Below are 14,843 nucleotides of genomic sequence, written 5' to 3'. Positions count from 1 at the left end.
GGCGGCGGCGGCGCAGGATTCGGTTGACGAGCTTCGCGATGCTGCCGACGAGACCCGCGCGGGCCAGCAGGATCACGATGATGAACACCAGGCCCAGCAGGGTCTGCCAGCGGTCGATGTAGCTCGAGACGGTGAACTGCACGATGATGACGATCGCGGCGCCCACGAGCGGGCCGAGCAGGGTGCCGACCCCGCCGAGGATCACCATGACGATCAGCAGGATCGATCCGCTGACGTTCACGCTGTCGGGGCTGACCGACTGGGTGTTCCAGGCGCCGAGGATGCCCGAGACACCGGCGATGAAGCCCGAGATCATGACCGCGGCCACCTTGTACGCGGCGACCGAGTAGCCGAGGCTGCGCATCCGGCTCTCGTTGTCGCGGATGCCGCGCAGGCTCGCGCCGAATGGCGACCTCGAGACCACCCAGAGAACCAGTGTCGCGACGACGAGCACGGCGAGCACGAAGTAGTAGAAGACCCACCAGTTCTCGCGCGCGCTGATCCACTCGGGGCGCTGCAGCAGGATGCCGTTGTCGCCGCCCGTGACGCTCGACCAGCGGAAGGCCAGGCCGTAGATCAGCATCCCGATCGCGAGCGTCACCATGAGGAAGTAGATGCCCGACGTGCGCATCGTCAGGATGCCGTAGACGAACGAGACGACGAGCGTCAGGACGATCGCCAGCAGCACCGAGAGCGCCGGATCCCAACCCTGCTTGAAGGACCACGCGACGGCGTACCCCGCGGCACCCGCGATCGCGGCGTGCCCGAGCGAGGCGAGCCCCGCCTGACCGACGAGGAAGTTGACGCTCGCGGCCGTCATGGCGGCGATCAGGATCGTCGTCGTCTCGCCGACCTGGAACCGGGACACCCCGAGGTAGGGCAGCGCGACGAAGAACACCACGACGAGGGCGAGCAGCAGCAGTTGCACGGCACGCATCGCCCGCCCGCCGGCGGGGCGGGGGGAGAGCGTCGGGATCAGCCCGGTGGCCGAGCGGACGACCGGGGTGGCGCGGGTCAGCGGGTTGCTCATGCCTTCTTCCCGAAGAGTCCGGTGGGCCTGATGACGAGGACGAGGGCCATGGGCAGGAAGATCGTGAAGTACGACAGTTCGGGGATCCACACCTTGGCGAACACGTCGATCAGCCCGATCAGCACGGCGCCGACGGCGGCGCCGGAGACGCTGCCCAGTCCGCCGACGATGATCACGACGAGCGCCTTGAGCAGCACCTCGTTGCCCCCGGTCGGGAGGATGCTCTCGGTGCCCGACCCGAGCACACCGCCCACGGCGGCGAGCGCGGCGCCGACGACGAACATGCCGGTGAAGACCCACCGAATGTTGATGCCCATCGCCGAGATGATTTCGCGGTCGTCGACACCGGCACGCACGATCGCGCCGATGCGGGTCTTGTTCTGCACGATCGCGAGGGCGACGCCGATCACGACGGCGACGCCCATGACGAGCACCTTGAACCAGGGGAACGACGCGGATCCGATCGGGAAGCCCCCCGATGGCATGGCCGTGCTCGAGAGGTTCTCGGGGTTGCCGCCGAAGATCCACAGGCAGACGTCGCTGATGACGAAGGCGACGCCGATCGTCAGGAGCACCTCGGGCAGCTCCTGGCCGCGCACCCAGCGGAGGAGACCCAGCTCCACGATGAGAGCCAGGACGGCGACGGTCGCGGCGGCGGCGATGAGGGCGACCAGCAGGTTGCCGGTGAGGGCCGAGATCACCACGCCCACGTACGCGCCGACGATGTAGAAGGCGCCGTGCGCCATGTTCACGATGCGCATGAGCCCGAAGACGAGCGTCAGTCCGCTGGCGAGCAGGAAGAACACCGCGGCCTCGCTGAGCCCGTTCAGCGCCTGCTGCGCGATGAACACCGGATCGAACACGTCTGTGAGAGCCTTCCGCGCCATTGGGGATGTGTCTGGGTGGGCGACTCCAGCATTGCAATCGATTGTAGAAATGTCAACGTGCAGTAGAGGTGATCAATAGTGGCATGAGGTTCAGCGGGACTCAACAGATCGATAGCGCGCCCGTCCGATCGCGCCGGCGACGGCGAACCCCGCCGCGCCGGCGATCGAGGCCGCGAACAGGAGCGGGAAGGCGTGACGATCCACGGCGGCCTGGCCCAGCGCGGCGCCGATCGCGCCCCCGAGCATGAGCGAGATCGAGAAGAAGGTCAGGCCCATGGCGCGGGCCGGTGTCGCGGCGTCCGTCATCCACGACTGCAGGGTCGTGTGCGCGAGCGCCCACGCGACGCCCATGAGCGCGGCGCCCGCGAGCACCGACCCGGGGGTGATCGAGATCGCGAGCACGATGAAGGCGGCGACGGCGAAGCAGCCGCCCGAGAGCATGAGCATCCACGGTCTCACTCGGTTGAGAACGAGCTTCATCGCCTGGCTCACGATCACGACGGTCACACCGAACGCCGCGGTCACCAGCCCCGAGACGAAGATGCCCTCGCCGGTCTGCTGCAGCGCCTGCGGCAGGAAGTTGTAGATCCCGATGAGCAGGGTGCCCTCGAGGACGGTGATCAGGTAGAGGACGAGCATCCACCGGCTGCGGATGATCCTGCCCAGCTGCGGCACGAGCCGCTCGTCGTGACCGTGGACCGGCTCGGGGAGCCGGGCCAGCACGATCGTGAGCGCCGCGCCGACGAGGGCGAAACCGACGAAGACCCACCGCCAGGAGAACCACTCGGCCACCGCAGCCGCGCCGAGCGTGCCCAGACCGAGGCCGAGTGCGGTCGCGGTGGCGAGGTTCGACATGGCGCCCGGACGGCGCGGGGCGGGAAGCGTGTCGCCGAAGTAGACGAGCACGGCGGAGAACGTCGCTGCCCAGGATCCGCCGGACAGGATGCGGGCCGCGATGAACAGCGGGAGGGTCGGAGCCAGCGCACTCGCCAGGCCCGCGACCGTGCCGATCGCGGCCGAGATCCACAGCACCCGCACCCGCCCCCAGCGCGTCTGCAGGGGCCCCCAGAGCAACTGAAACGCCGAATACGCGAGTGCGTACCCCGTGATGGCCCAGCCGGTGGTGACGACGTCGGCGTGGAAGTCGCCCGCGATGGTCGGCACCATCGGGAGCGCCAGGGCCCGGTCGACGGTCGACCAGAAGATCGCGAAGGGGAGCACGGCCGTGGCGCCCGGGCGGCGCGCGCCTGCGGCAGCCGGCATCCGGCTCGTCAGCTGCGGAGCCCGTCGGCGGCCGCCGCGTCACGCAGGTAGTCCCAGTCGCGTGCGAAGCGGTAGGCGTACCGGGGCGGCATCTGCGGGGCCTGCGTCTCGAGCCAGCGCACCGCCGCGCCGGTCGCGGCGAAGGAGTGCACGCATCCGACTCCGGCCCAGGCGAAGTCGCCCGGGCCCAGCAGCACCTCCTCGCCGTCGAAGGTGGCGAGCACCTCGCCCTCGAGCACGAGGTACGCCTCCTCCAGCGGGTGGTCGTGGGCGCCCGCCCTGCCGTCCGGTGCGTACTGCACCATGAACATCGTGCCCAGGGTCGCGCCGAGGTCCGAGTCGACCATCATCTTGAGCGAGATACCGCTGTAGACCAGCAGTGCGGTGCGCATGCTCGCCGAGACGGCAAGAAGCTCCTGGGACTGGCGCGCCGGGTCGAGCTGTTCCGGGACGACGCTGCCGAACGACCTCGTGCGCGGGTCGCGCGGATCGACCGGGACGGCCTCCACGGTCGGCAGCTCGGGCACGACGAAGGTGTCCTGGTCGTGCCCGGCGCGTGCCGGCGGAGTGATGAGGTCGGCGATCAGGGCGGGCGAGGAGCCGGACCCAGACCAGCGATGCGGCACGCCGATCGGCACCACGCCGTAGTCCCCGCGGGCAAGGCGCACCGTGGCTTCCGGGGTCGCGAGCACCGTCTCGCCCTCGATCACGTGGAAGCTGTACTCGAACGAGTGCACGTGGGTCGCGCTGCCCGCGTCGGCGTCGATGCGCATCAGGCCGACGTCCGAGTGCGCGGCACCGTCCGGTTCGCCCACGAGCCGCCAGCGGGTGATGCCCCGGGCGCCCGGGATCAGGTCGCCGGGATCGCGGTAGTCGGCATCGGCAGCCCGGCGGACAACGGACGTGGGCATGAGCTCTCGTTTCTGCAAACGGTTGCAGACATGCTAGCCCACGTGTTCAGCAGACCTGAACACTAGGCGGGCGCCGGGCCGGTGGACCCGCGGACCATGAGCGACACCGGGAGATGCACCGTCACCGGTTCCTGCGCCTTCGTCTCGATGGCCTCGAGCAGCACCCGCGCCGCCTCGGCCCCCATCTCCTGCATGGGGACATGCACCGTCGTGAGCGGGGGATTGGAGTCCTGAGCGAACTCGATGTCGTTGAAGCCCGCCACCGAGATGTCGCCCGGGCAGCTGAGACCATGCGCCCGCAGGCTCCGGAGCACGCCGAACGCCACGAGGTCGTTGCCCGCCACGATCGCGGTCGGGCGGTTGCGGTGCTCGGTCAGGATGCGGTCCATCGTCTGCTGCCCGCTCTCGACCGAGAGCGCGGCCGCTTCGACGACCGTCCCCGTGACGCGCCGGGTGGAGGCGCACGCGGCCCGGAACGCCGCGGCACGCGTCTCGCTCGTCGAGAAGTCGGCCGGTCCGGCGATGTGCAGGATCCGGCGATGTCCGAGCTCGGCGAGATGGGCGACCGTCGCGGCGATGCCCGTCGCGTCGTGGCCGGTGACGAGGGGGTAGGGGATGCCGCCGGCGTCACGGTTGAGCATCACGGCGAAGACGCCGGCCTGATACGCCTCGGCCAGAGTGCTCGCGCGCCGCGACCCGGAGGCGACGATGAGCCCGTCGACCCGCCTGCCGAGAAGCGATCCCAGGGCGGCTCGCTCGATCGCATCCGAGCTGTCGGTGTTGGCGAGCAGCGCGGTATAGCCGCGCGGCTGAAGGTAGTTCTCGATGCCGCGGATGATGGGGGGGAAGAAGGGGTTGGTGAGGTCGGGGATGATCACCCCGATCGTCATCGAGCTGCTCGTCCGCAGACCGCGGGCGATCGCGTTGGGAACGTAACCCAGCTCCCCGGCCGCCGCCTCCACGCGGGCGACCGTGTCGTCGCTCACCTGATGCCGGGTCCGGGCGTTCAGGGCACGCGAGACGGTGGCCTTGTGCACGCCCGCCCGTGTCGCGACGTCGTCGATCGTGACGCGGTGCAGCGGATCGACCGTCACCACCGGCGCTCCTCTCCGTGGGCCCTTGTCGTGGTCGGCCGATCTCACCCGCGGTTCATCCGCGCGAACAGCTCGACCGACGCGTCCAGGGCATCTTCGTACGACAGCTCCGCGAAGCGGTAGAAGGCGGGTCGGCCCATCCGGGTGACGGCGCCGCCGCGCGCGGCCCGTGCGAGCCAGGCCTCGGCCGCGGGCACGACCTCCGCGGGCGGGACGATCTCGTTGATGAGCCCCACCTCGAGTGCCCGGCGTGGGGTGAACGGATCGCCCGAGCCGATGTTCTCCATCGCGAACCGGGTTCCCAGCCGATGGATCAGCGGCACCTGGGCGACCATCGGCCAGATGCCGAGGCCCACCTCACGGGTGCCGATCTGCACATCCGGGCATGCCGTCGCGTAGTCGCATGCGGCGACGATCGAGGCGCCCGAGGCGACGGCGTCGCCGTTCACGGCCGCGGCGACCGGCGTGCCGAGCGTCGGCAGCAGCTTCAGCAGCCCGGCGAGCGCCGTCGAGAACTCGACGGGGTCGCCTCCCGCCTTGATGGCCGGGATGTCGAGGCCGTTGCAGAAGATGCCGCCGGCGCCGGTGATCAGGATCCCCGACACCGACTGGTCGGCATCCGCCGCCATCAGCCGCTCCACGAGCCCCGCGATGACCGTCGGGTTGAGGAGGTTGCCCTCGCCCGCCGGGTTGTCGATGACGACGGTCGCGATGCTCATGCAGCCAAACGTAGTGGCGGCGGATGCCGGTGGACCTGCCGGATTCAGCCGCGCCAGACCGTCTTGACGTTGGTGAACTCGCGGATGCCCTCCTTGGCGAGCTCACGGCCGAAGCCCGAGTTCTTGACGCCGCCGAAGGGCAGCTCCGGGTAGGAGACCGTCATGCCGTTGATGAAGACCGCGCCGGCCTCCAGCTCGCGCACGAAGTGCTCCTCATCGTCGGCATCCCGCGTCCACACCGCGGACGAGAGGCCGAACGTCGTCTGATTGGCGATCCGCACGGCCTCCTCGCGGTCGGCGACTTTGTAGAGCGAGGCCAGCGGACCGAACGCCTCCTCCATGACGAGGCGCATGTCGTCCGTGAGGTCGGTCACGAGGGTCGGGGTGAAGAACCAGCCGGGTCCGTCGACGGGCGTGCCGCCGGCGAGCACCGTCGCGCCCTTCGCGACGGCGTCGTCCAGCAGCTCGATCAGGTCGGCACGCCCCGACTCGGTCGCCACCGGGCCGACGTCGACCGACTCGTCGAACGGGTCGCCGACCTTGAGGGCCTTCATCTTGTCGGCGAAGAGCTTCGCGAACTCGTCGTAGACGTCGGCGTGCACGAGGAAGCGCTTCGCGGCGATGCAGCTCTGGCCGTTGTTCTGCACGCGGGCCTTGACGGCGGTCGTTGCCGCCGCCTCCAGGTCGGCGGACGGCATGACGATGAACGGGTCGGACCCGCCGAGCTCCATGACCGACTTCTTGACCTCGGAGCCGGCGATCGCCGCGACCGAGCGCCCCGCAGGCTCCGAGCCGGTGAGGGTGACGGCCTGGATGCGCGGGTCGCGCAGCACGCCCTCGACCTCGCGGGCGCCGATGAGCAGCGTGCGGAACGATCCGGTGGGGAAGCCGCCGCGCTCGAAGATGGTGTCGAGCCACAGCGCGGCCTGGGGCACGTTCGACGCGTGCTTGAGCACGCCCGTGTTGCCCGCCATGAGCGCGGGAGCGGCGAAGCGAACGACCTGCCAGAGCGGGTAGTTCCACGGCATGACCGCGAGGATGACCCCGAGCGGCTGGTACACCGCGTAGGCCTTCGACGCGCCCACCGCGGAGGGGTCCTGGAGCGGCTCGTCGGCCAGGAACCCCTCGGCGTGGTCGGCGTAGAAGCGCATGTTCTTGGCGCACTTGAGCACCTCGGCCTTGGCCTGCGCGATCGGCTTGCCCATCTCGAGCGTGAGGATGCGCGCGAGGTCGTCCGCCTCGCTCTCGACGATCCCGGCACTCGCGCGCATCCACTCACCGCGCTGCGCGTAGCTCGTGCTCTTCAGCGCCTCGTACGCCGACTGCGCCTCGGCGATGCCGCGTTCCCGCGCCGCGGCGTCGAGCGGGGCGAACTCCTTCACCGTCTCGCCGGTGGCCGGGTTGATGGTCGCGATGGCCATGCGTGTTCCTCTCGTTGTTCGGTTCAGTTCTCGAAGACTTCGGGATGCCGCGCCAGCTCCAGGCGGGTGCGGCGGATGTGGCCGGCGAGAACGCGCTCGGCCTCGTCGAGGTCGTGTCGTCTGATGGCGGAGACGAGCAGCTGATGTTCATAATGCACGCTCCGGTCGCCCTCCAGCCGGATCATCCGGGTGAAGGCCCGCCGATAGTGGTGGGTGCGGTTCCACAGCCGCACCACCGTCTCGCCGAGCACCGCCGTGCCGGCGCCGCGATAGGAGGCGAGGTGGAATTCGCGGTCCAGCCGCAGGAACTCCTCGACGTCGCCGGAGCGCTCCATGGCGTCGGCGAGCGCCTGCAGCGAGCCGACGGCCGCGGCGTCCAGCTGCGGGATGCTGTAGCGCAGCAGCAGCGGCTCGAGCCGCTCCCGGATCTGGTACATCTCCTCGCACTCCGCGAGGCTCAGCCGTGAGACCCAAGCGCCGGTGTTGGCGACCAGCGTGACGAGCCCTTCGGCCTCGAGGATCCGCAGCGCCTCGCGCACCGGCAACCGGCTCGCACCGTGGCGGCCGGCCAGGTCGTCCTGCCGGATGCGGGATCCGGGCGCGTGCTCGCCGCGCAGGATCGCCTCCCGCACCTCACCCGCGATCCGGGCTCCCGCAGCGCCGTGCGTCGGGAGCTCCACCGTCATGTCCGACATTCTCCTCCGCGCCGTTCACTCGGCCGGATGCGCCGGATGCCAGAGCCGACGCGGGGCGTCGGCCTCGTACGCCTTGCCGCCGGGGTAGCTGACGAGCTCGAACTGCATGCCCCAGGGGGCGCGGAAGTACAGCCAGCGCTGCCCCGCCGCCGGTCCGGCGCTCGCGACCGGCTCGCCCATGATCTCGACGTCGTGGGCGCGCAGGTGCGCGATGGCGGCATCCATGTCATCGACGTAGAGGGCGAGGTGGTGACCGCCGATGTCGCTGTTGCGGGGCTCCGCGGACTGTCCGTCGGCGGCGTCGTAGCGGAAGGTCTCGATGTTGGATCCGTTGCCGAGGCGGTAGAAGCGGATCTCGCGGATGACGGTGCGGGGGTGCACGCCGAGCTGCACCGCCATCCAGTCGCCCTCGTCGTCGCGCTTGGCGCCGAGGGTGTAGATGTGCTCGGCGCCGAGGACGTCGACGAGGAAACGCTCCGCCTCGTCGAGGTCGGGCACCGTCACCCCGATGTGGTCGATCCCGCGCATGCCGGGCAGTCCGTGCATCAGCGCCTCCTCCGTGTTGTATCCATCCTGGCGCACATTATGCCGTTTTGCTCCATAGATTCGCGATGGAACGCTTGAATTGAATCCAATCCTGCTCTACCGTGCTTGCATGCCCCGACGACGACGCCTGGAAACCGGTACCCCGTGGGTGGAGCTCAGCACCACCGCCCAGGACTGGAAGGACGCGGACCCCGCGCTCCTGTCCGGCATGCTCGCGGAGCTGCACCTCATCCGGGCCTTCGAGGAGACCGTGCTCGAACTGGCCGGAGAGGGCCTCGTGCACGGCCCCGCCCACTCGAGCATCGGCCAGGAGGGCGGTGCGGTCGGGTCGATCATCGGCCTGCGCACCCCCGACGGCGTGACCGGATCGCACCGCGGCCACCACCAGTTCCTCGCGAAGGCGCTCACCCACGTCACGGGCGGCGCGTTCGAGCTGGACCGCCTCGTGACCGACGACGTGCAGGCGCTGCTGCAGCGCACGCTCGCCGAGATCCTCGGACTCGCCCAGGGGTTCTCCGGCGGCCGAGGCGGCTCGATGCACCTGCAATGGCTCGAGGCCGGCGCCCTCGGCACGAATGCGATCGTCGGGGGCGGGGTGCCCTTCGCCGCGGGCAACGCCTGGGCGCAGAAGCACTCGGGCACGGGCGACCTGACCGTCGCCTACTACGGCGACGGATCGAGCCAGATCGGCTCCGTGCTCGAGTCGATGAACCTCGCAGCCGCCTGGCGCCTGCCGCTCGCGTTCTTCGTCGAGAACAACCTCTACGCGGTGTCGACCCTCATCGACGACGTCGTCGCCGACACCCGGCTGTCGGTGCGCGGACAGGGATTCGGCATCCCGGGCTGGAAGGTCGACGGCATGGACCCGCTCGCGGTGCACCTCGCCGCCCTCGAGGCGGCGGAACGACTGCGCGCGGGAGAGGGCGCGGCGATCATCGAGGCCGACGTCTACCGCTTCTTCCACCAGAACGGCCCGTACCCCGGCAGCGCGTTCGGCTACCGCACGAAGGACGAGGAGGCCGCGTGGCGCGAGCGCGACCCGCTGCTGCGCGTCGCCGCCGAGATGACCAGGCTCGGCCAGCTCGAGAAGGGCGCCGAGGCCGGAGTGCGGGAGCAGGCGCAGGCGGCGATGAGCGCGGCCGTGGCCGCTCTCATCGAGGACGACCCCGACAACGCGGGCACTCGCCGCATCCGGCCCGAGCTCTGGCCCGATCCCGGCTTCGTCGACGTCGGGATCCGCAGCGACGGGACGGAGCTCGCATCCCTCACCGCCGCAGAGCCCGCGGAGCACGCCGGCGCCTGGCGCGACCTCAAGTACGTCGAGGCGGTGGCCGGCGTGATGGATCGCCGCATGGAGACCGACGAGCGCATCGTGGTGCTCGGCGAGGACGTGCATCGGCTGGCCGGCGGCACCAACGGCGCGACCAAGGGCCTCGCCAAGAAATACGGCCCCGATCGCGTCATCGGCACCCCGATCAGTGAGAACGGCTTCGTGGGCCTCGCCGGCGGCATGGCGCTCGACGGCCGCTTCCGCCCCGTCGTCGAGTTCATGTACCCCGACTTCATGTGGGTCGCCGCCGACCAGGTGTTCAACCAGATCGGCAAGGCCCGGCACATGTTCGGCGGCGACAACCGGATGCCGCTCGTGCTGCGCACGAAGGTCGCGATGGGCTCCGGCTACGGCTCGCAGCACCTCATGGACCCCGCCGGGATCTTCGCGACGAGCCCCGGCTGGCGCATCGTCGCCGCCTCCAACGCGGCCGACTACGTGGGCCTCATGAACGCCGCGCTCGCGCTGGAGGACCCGGTGCTGGTCATCGAGCACGTCGACCTCTACGGGCGCGACGACCGCGTGCCCGAGGGCGAGCTCGACTACGTCATCCCGCCCGGCAGCGCCGCGATCCGCCGCGAGGGCTCGGACGTGACCGTCATCAGCTACCTCTCGATGGTGCACCACTGCCTCGAGGCGATCGAGGAGACCGGCATCGATGCGGAGCTCGTCGACCTGCGCTGGCTCGACCGCGCGTCGCTCGACTGGGACACGATCGGCGAGAGCATCCGCAAGACGGGAGCAGTGCTCATCGTCGAGCAGGGCGCGCGGGGCACCTCGTACGGCGGCTGGCTCGCCGACGAGCTGCAGCGCCGCTTCTTCGACTGGCTCGACCAGCCCATCCAGCGCGTCACCGGCGGCGAGGCGAGCCCCAGCATCTCGAAGGTGCTCGAGCGCGCCGCCATCGCCCGCACCGAAGAGGTCGTCGCCGGCCTCGAGCGGGTGCGGGCGGGCTTCGGCGGAGGCCGCTGATGGCCACCGTCGTGCGGATGCCGTCGGTGCTGGCCAACGTGACCGAGGGCGCGATCCAGAGCTGGCTGGCCACCGAGGGGCAGACCGTCGCGGTCGGCGACCCGCTGGCCGAGATCGAGACCGAGAAGGCCGTCGTCGAGTACGCGGCCGAGGTCGAGGGCACCGTCGGCCGGCTTCTCGTGGAGCCGGGCGACAATCTCGCCGTCGGCACGCCCATCGCGGTGATCCTGGCCGAGGGCGAGGGGCAGGACCAGGTCGGACCCGCGCTCGCCGCCGCCGGCGTCACCGTCGGCACGGACGCCGGCCCGGCCCCCGTGCCGCCCGCCGCCGTGCCTGAACAGACCTCCTCGCCGGAGCCCCGGGTGGCGGTGGCTCCGGCGGGGAACCCCGCTCCAGCGGCGCCGACACCGACGCCGTCGCCGTCGCGCGGGCAGCGCACATTCGCGAGCCCGCTCGCGCGGCGGCTCGCGCGGGAGCGCGGCATCGACATCGCGGGCATCGACGGGACCGGCCCCGACGGCCGCATCACACGACGCGACATCGAGCGCGTGCCGGCGTCGAGCGCACCGCAGCCGACCGCGCCCGCCGCGGCGTCCGGTGACGCCGCCTCCTTCACCGACGAGAAGCTGACCGGGATGCGTCGGGCCATCGCGCGCCGGCTCACCGAGAGCAAGACGACCGTGCCGCACTTCTACGTCACGGCGCACGTGCGTGTCGACCGGCTGCTCGAGCTGCGCCGCGAGATCAACGAGACCGCGCCGCGCAAGGTGTCGGTCAACGACCTGGTGCTGAAGGCCGTCTCGGGCGCTCTGCAGCGGGTGCCCGCGGCCAACGCGATCTGGAACGGTGACAGCATCCGCCGGTTCACCGGCGTCGACATCGCCGTCGCCGTGGCGATCGAGGGCGGGCTCGTGACCCCCGTGGTGCGCGCCGTGCAGGACCTCACCATCGGCCGGTTGAGCGCGGTCGTCGCCGACCTCGCCGAACGCGCTCGTGCCGGGCGGCTGCAGCAGCATGAGCTCGAGGGCGGCAGCTTCTCGGTCTCGAACCTCGGCATGTACGGCGTCGACGAGTTCTCCGCGATCCTGAACCCGCCCCAGTCGGGCATCCTCGCGGTGAGTGCCGCGAAGCCCCGGCCGGTCGTCGGCGACGACGGCGCCCTGGCCGTGGCCACCGTCATGACCGTCACCCTGTCGGCGGATCATCGCGTCATCGACGGAGCGGTCGCCGCCGAGTGGATGGCCGCCCTCGTCGAGCTGCTCGAGCATCCGGTGGGCCTGCTGGTCTGACGGCGCGGAGGATGCGCCGATCGTCTCCGCTGGGAGATAATCCATCCCGAGCGGGTGGAGGAGCGTGCCGAAGAGAGTCGATCACGAGCAACGCCGACGCGAGATCATCGAGGCGGCGTGGCGCCTCGTCGCACGCGGCGGCTTCGCCGCTGCGACGATGCGCGAGATCGCGGCGGAGGCGGGATTCGCCAACGGCGGGCTCAAGTACTACTTCGACAGCAAGGACGACCTGCTGATCGCGGCGTTCCAGCACACCTTCTATCGTGTGAACGAGCGCGCCGCCCTCTCGATCGGCGACCGGACGGGGCTCGAGGCCATCCGGCTGCTGTGCCTCGAGATGCTGCCGCTCGACGACGAGCGCTCCGTCGAGGCCCGGGTCGCCGTCGCCTTCTGGGATCGCGCGGCGTCGAGCAAGGCGATGCGCAAGATCCATGCCGACTCGTTCGCGATCTGGCGCACCTGGATGGAGAACGAGTTGCAGACCGCCCGACGTAACGGGCGACTGAACACGGCCGTCTCCGATCGTCAAATCGTCGACGAGTTCCTGGCCGTTACGGCGGGGCTTCGGATCATGCCGATCCTGGAGGCCGGCGCCGCCGAGCCCCTGGACCAGGTCGAGCTCATCGACGCCCTCGTCGCGCGTCTCGAGGCCGGGGATCCCGCGCACGTCCAGCCGCGGACCGCCGCGGCCACCCCCACGGCGTAGACGACCCCATGTGCAGCATCGCTTGACACCTGTCGCTTCTTTTGTCTACAAATGTAGGAATTGATCGCTGCCGATCATCTCGACGACGAGAGCACCCTGAAGGGAGGGAGTGGAGATGGACCCCGTCTTCCTCACTCAGCAGGTGCTGAACGGGCTGAGCTTCGGGGCCCTGCTGTTCCTCGTGGCCAGCGGTTTCACGCTCGTGTTCGGCCTCATGCGCATCTCCAACCTCGCGCACGGCGGCATCTACCTCGTCGGGGCCTACGTCGCGGTGAGCGCCGTCGCCGCGACCGGCAACTTCTGGCTGGGTGTCCTCTCCGGGGCCGTCGCCGGCGCCGGCGTCGGGCTCGTCGTCGAGCGCGGCCTGCTCCGGCGGGTGCGCAACCAGGAGATGCCCGAGGTGCTGGTCACGGTCGGCATCTCCTTCATCATCGCCGACCTCGTGCTCGCCTTCTTCGGCGGCGACCCCAAGTCGTTGCCCTCGGGCGGCACGGGTGCGCCGAGCGGCGTCCTGACGATCGGCGAATTCGGCTACCCGTACTACCGGCTGTTCATCATCGGGGTGACCGTGCTGATCGGTCTGGCGCTGTTCCTGCTGCAGAAGCGCACCCGGATCGGCGCGATCGTCCGCGCGGGGGTCGACAACCGCGAGATGGCCGCGGCCATCGGCATCAACATCGACGCGGTGTTCACCGGGGTGTTCGTCTTCGGCGCCCTGCTCGCCGGGGTCGCGGGAGCCATCGGTTCCGGCCTGCTCAGCCTGACGCCGTCGTCGGGCACCGAGATCCTGCTGTTCGCGATGGTGGTCGTCATCGTCGGCGGTCTCGGCAACATCGCCGGCGCGGCCATCGGCTCCGTGCTCATCGGGATCATCGACGCGTTCGCGAAGGCGTGGGTGCCGGAGTTCTCCTACTTCACGATCTTCGCGCCGATGGCGCTCGTGCTCGTGTTCCGCCCTTACGGACTGCTCGGGAGGCGATCGTGAACCGCGGCCGACTGATCCGCGGGATCGCTTTGGCGGCGATCGCCGTCGTCGCCATCGCGCTGCCCTACGTCGTGACGAGCTACTACGTCATCCTCGCCTCGCTCGTGCTCGCCACCGCCCTGCTGGCCTCGAGCGTCAACATGCTCGCGGGCGACGCGGGGCTGTTCTCACTGGGGCACGCGGGCATCGCCGCCGCCGCAGGCTACGGCGTGGCGTGGGCATCGCGCGAGGGCTACGACATCGGCATCCAACTGGCCATCGCCGGCGGGCTCACGGTGCTCGCGAGCGTGCTCTACGGGCTCATCTCGATGCGAACCAACGGCGTCTTCTTCCTCATGGTCACGCTCGCCGCGGGCATGGTCTGCTACGGCATGGCCTACCGCTGGTCGTCGGTGACCGGGGGAGACAACGGCCTCACCGGCGTCCGGCGCCCACCGGTCTTCGCGGAGTACTGGCAGTACTACTTCTTCATCCTGGCGGTCTTCGTCCTCGTCACGATCGCGCTGATCCGGGTCTCGCGCTCGCCCTTCGGGCTCACCGTCCGCGGCATCCGGGACAACGACGCCCGCATGCGCAGCCTCGGCTACGGCATCTCGGCATACAAGTTCGCCGCGGTGGTGCTCTCGGGCGTCGTCGCCGGGATCGCCGGCATCCTCCTGGTCTGGCAGACGGAGTTCATCAGTCCCGCGTCGGCGGGATTCCAGGCGTCGGCTCTCGCCCTCGTGATGGTGGTGCTCGGCGGCACCGGGACCGTCCTCGGGCCGCTCGTCGGTGCGGCGGTGGTCGTGCTCACGCAGCAGGTCGTCAGCACCTACTTCGAGCGATGGCCCACGGTCCTCGGCGCGGTCTTCGTCCTCGTCGTCATCGTGGCTCGCCGGGGGATCCTGGGAGGCTGGGCCTCCCTCCTCATCCGTCGTCGGCGACGCCCGCCGACGTCGAGCAACACGCCCGAAATCACAGGAGGTTAGCCATGCATTCCTCTCGCTCACCACGGC

General features: G+C 70.3%; 14 protein-coding genes. 5 read left to right on the top strand and 9 right to left on the bottom strand.

All coding sequences use genetic code 11. The features are described from left to right. From ABD285_RS00185 to ABD285_RS00145, 9 genes are all read right to left on the bottom strand, one after another. The coding region (locus tag ABD285_RS00185; protein WP_344199189.1) for a branched-chain amino acid ABC transporter permease at positions 1-1,030 on the bottom strand (1,030 nt) is incomplete at its 3' end. Continuing rightward, entirely contained in the window at positions 1,027-1,893 is an 867-nt protein-coding gene (locus tag ABD285_RS00180; protein WP_344199186.1) for a branched-chain amino acid ABC transporter permease, read from the bottom strand. The genes ABD285_RS00180 and ABD285_RS00185, both read right to left, overlap by 4 nt. 114 nt (positions 1,894-2,007) lie before the next feature. Continuing rightward, entirely contained in the window at positions 2,008-3,180 is a 1,173-nt protein-coding gene (locus ABD285_RS00175; RefSeq protein WP_284254558.1) for an MFS transporter, read from the bottom strand. A gap of 8 nt (positions 3,181-3,188) precedes the next feature. Continuing rightward, complete coding sequence (locus ABD285_RS00170; protein ID WP_284254559.1) at positions 3,189-4,091, bottom strand: cupin domain-containing protein; 903 nt, start codon at positions 4,089-4,091, stop codon at positions 3,189-3,191. 62 nt (positions 4,092-4,153) lie between these two features. Beyond that, positions 4,154-5,185 (bottom strand): LacI family DNA-binding transcriptional regulator, encoded by a 1,032-nt coding sequence (locus ABD285_RS00165; protein ID WP_344199179.1) that lies wholly within the window; start codon positions 5,183-5,185, stop codon positions 4,154-4,156. A 44-nt stretch (positions 5,186-5,229) separates the two neighbouring features. Beyond that, complete coding sequence (locus ABD285_RS00160) at positions 5,230-5,904, bottom strand: enoyl-CoA hydratase/isomerase family protein (RefSeq protein ID WP_284254560.1); 675 nt, start codon at positions 5,902-5,904, stop codon at positions 5,230-5,232. 44 nt (positions 5,905-5,948) lie between these two features. Continuing rightward, positions 5,949-7,325, bottom strand: coding sequence for an NADP-dependent succinic semialdehyde dehydrogenase (locus ABD285_RS00155; RefSeq protein ID WP_284254561.1), 1,377 nt, complete (start codon positions 7,323-7,325; stop codon positions 5,949-5,951). A gap of 23 nt (positions 7,326-7,348) precedes the next feature. Next, positions 7,349-8,011, bottom strand: a complete 663-nt coding sequence (locus ABD285_RS00150) for a GntR family transcriptional regulator (RefSeq protein WP_284254562.1) — start codon at positions 8,009-8,011, stop codon at positions 7,349-7,351. A 24-nt stretch (positions 8,012-8,035) separates the two neighbouring features. Continuing rightward, positions 8,036-8,566: a VOC family protein gene (locus tag ABD285_RS00145; RefSeq protein WP_284254563.1), complete on the bottom strand. Its 531-nt coding sequence runs from the start codon at positions 8,564-8,566 to the stop codon at positions 8,036-8,038. Between the two features lie 109 nt (positions 8,567-8,675). On the opposite strand from ABD285_RS00145, the gene ABD285_RS00140 reads away from it, so the two are divergent. From ABD285_RS00140 to ABD285_RS00120, 5 genes are all read left to right on the top strand, one after another. Further along, positions 8,676-10,868, top strand: a complete 2,193-nt coding sequence (locus ABD285_RS00140; RefSeq protein ID WP_284254564.1) for an alpha-ketoacid dehydrogenase subunit alpha/beta — start codon at positions 8,676-8,678, stop codon at positions 10,866-10,868. After that, positions 10,868-12,157, top strand: coding sequence for a dihydrolipoamide acetyltransferase family protein (locus ABD285_RS00135; RefSeq protein WP_284254565.1), 1,290 nt, complete (start codon positions 10,868-10,870; stop codon positions 12,155-12,157). The genes ABD285_RS00140 and ABD285_RS00135 overlap by 1 nt, the downstream gene beginning before the upstream one ends. A 64-nt stretch (positions 12,158-12,221) precedes the next feature. Then, positions 12,222-12,863, top strand: a complete 642-nt coding sequence (locus ABD285_RS00130) for a TetR/AcrR family transcriptional regulator (RefSeq protein ID WP_284254566.1) — start codon at positions 12,222-12,224, stop codon at positions 12,861-12,863. A gap of 115 nt (positions 12,864-12,978) precedes the next feature. Beyond that, positions 12,979-13,848: a branched-chain amino acid ABC transporter permease gene (locus ABD285_RS00125; RefSeq protein ID WP_284254567.1), complete on the top strand. Its 870-nt coding sequence runs from the start codon at positions 12,979-12,981 to the stop codon at positions 13,846-13,848. Beyond that, the gene (locus ABD285_RS00120; RefSeq protein ID WP_344199171.1) at positions 13,845-14,816 is read left to right on the top strand and encodes a branched-chain amino acid ABC transporter permease; all 972 of its coding nucleotides are present in this window, start codon (positions 13,845-13,847) and stop codon (positions 14,814-14,816) included. The genes ABD285_RS00125 and ABD285_RS00120 overlap by 4 nt, the downstream gene beginning before the upstream one ends. Positions 14,817-14,843 lie beyond the last annotated feature (27 nt).

Origin of the sequence: Pseudolysinimonas kribbensis, from assembly GCF_039531715.1 — a bacterium.
GTDB classification, from domain to species: domain Bacteria; phylum Actinomycetota; class Actinomycetes; order Actinomycetales; family Microbacteriaceae; genus Pseudolysinimonas; species Pseudolysinimonas kribbensis.
The sequence above is the reverse complement of the archived record's forward strand: the minus strand, read 5'-3'. Positions and strand labels throughout refer to the sequence as shown.

What these genes read in the sequence shown, in the direction of transcription:
- ABD285_RS00175 (WP_284254558.1), bottom strand. Translation starts at nt 3,180, where the DNA reads ATGCCGGCTGCCGCAGGCGCGCGCCGCCCGGGCGCCACGGCCGTGCTC.
- ABD285_RS00170 (WP_284254559.1), bottom strand. Translation starts at nt 4,091, where the DNA reads ATGCCCACGTCCGTTGTCCGCCGGGCTGCCGATGCCGACTACCGCGAT.
- ABD285_RS00160 (WP_284254560.1), bottom strand. Translation starts at nt 5,904, where the DNA reads ATGAGCATCGCGACCGTCGTCATCGACAACCCGGCGGGCGAGGGCAAC.
- ABD285_RS00155 (WP_284254561.1), bottom strand. Translation starts at nt 7,325, where the DNA reads ATGGCCATCGCGACCATCAACCCGGCCACCGGCGAGACGGTGAAGGAG.
- ABD285_RS00150 (WP_284254562.1), bottom strand. Translation starts at nt 8,011, where the DNA reads ATGACGGTGGAGCTCCCGACGCACGGCGCTGCGGGAGCCCGGATCGCG.
- ABD285_RS00145 (WP_284254563.1), bottom strand. Translation starts at nt 8,566, where the DNA reads ATGCACGGACTGCCCGGCATGCGCGGGATCGACCACATCGGGGTGACG.
- ABD285_RS00140 (WP_284254564.1), top strand. Translation starts at nt 8,676, where the DNA reads ATGCCCCGACGACGACGCCTGGAAACCGGTACCCCGTGGGTGGAGCTC.
- ABD285_RS00135 (WP_284254565.1), top strand. Translation starts at nt 10,868, where the DNA reads ATGGCCACCGTCGTGCGGATGCCGTCGGTGCTGGCCAACGTGACCGAG.
- ABD285_RS00125 (WP_284254567.1), top strand. Translation starts at nt 12,979, where the DNA reads ATGGACCCCGTCTTCCTCACTCAGCAGGTGCTGAACGGGCTGAGCTTC.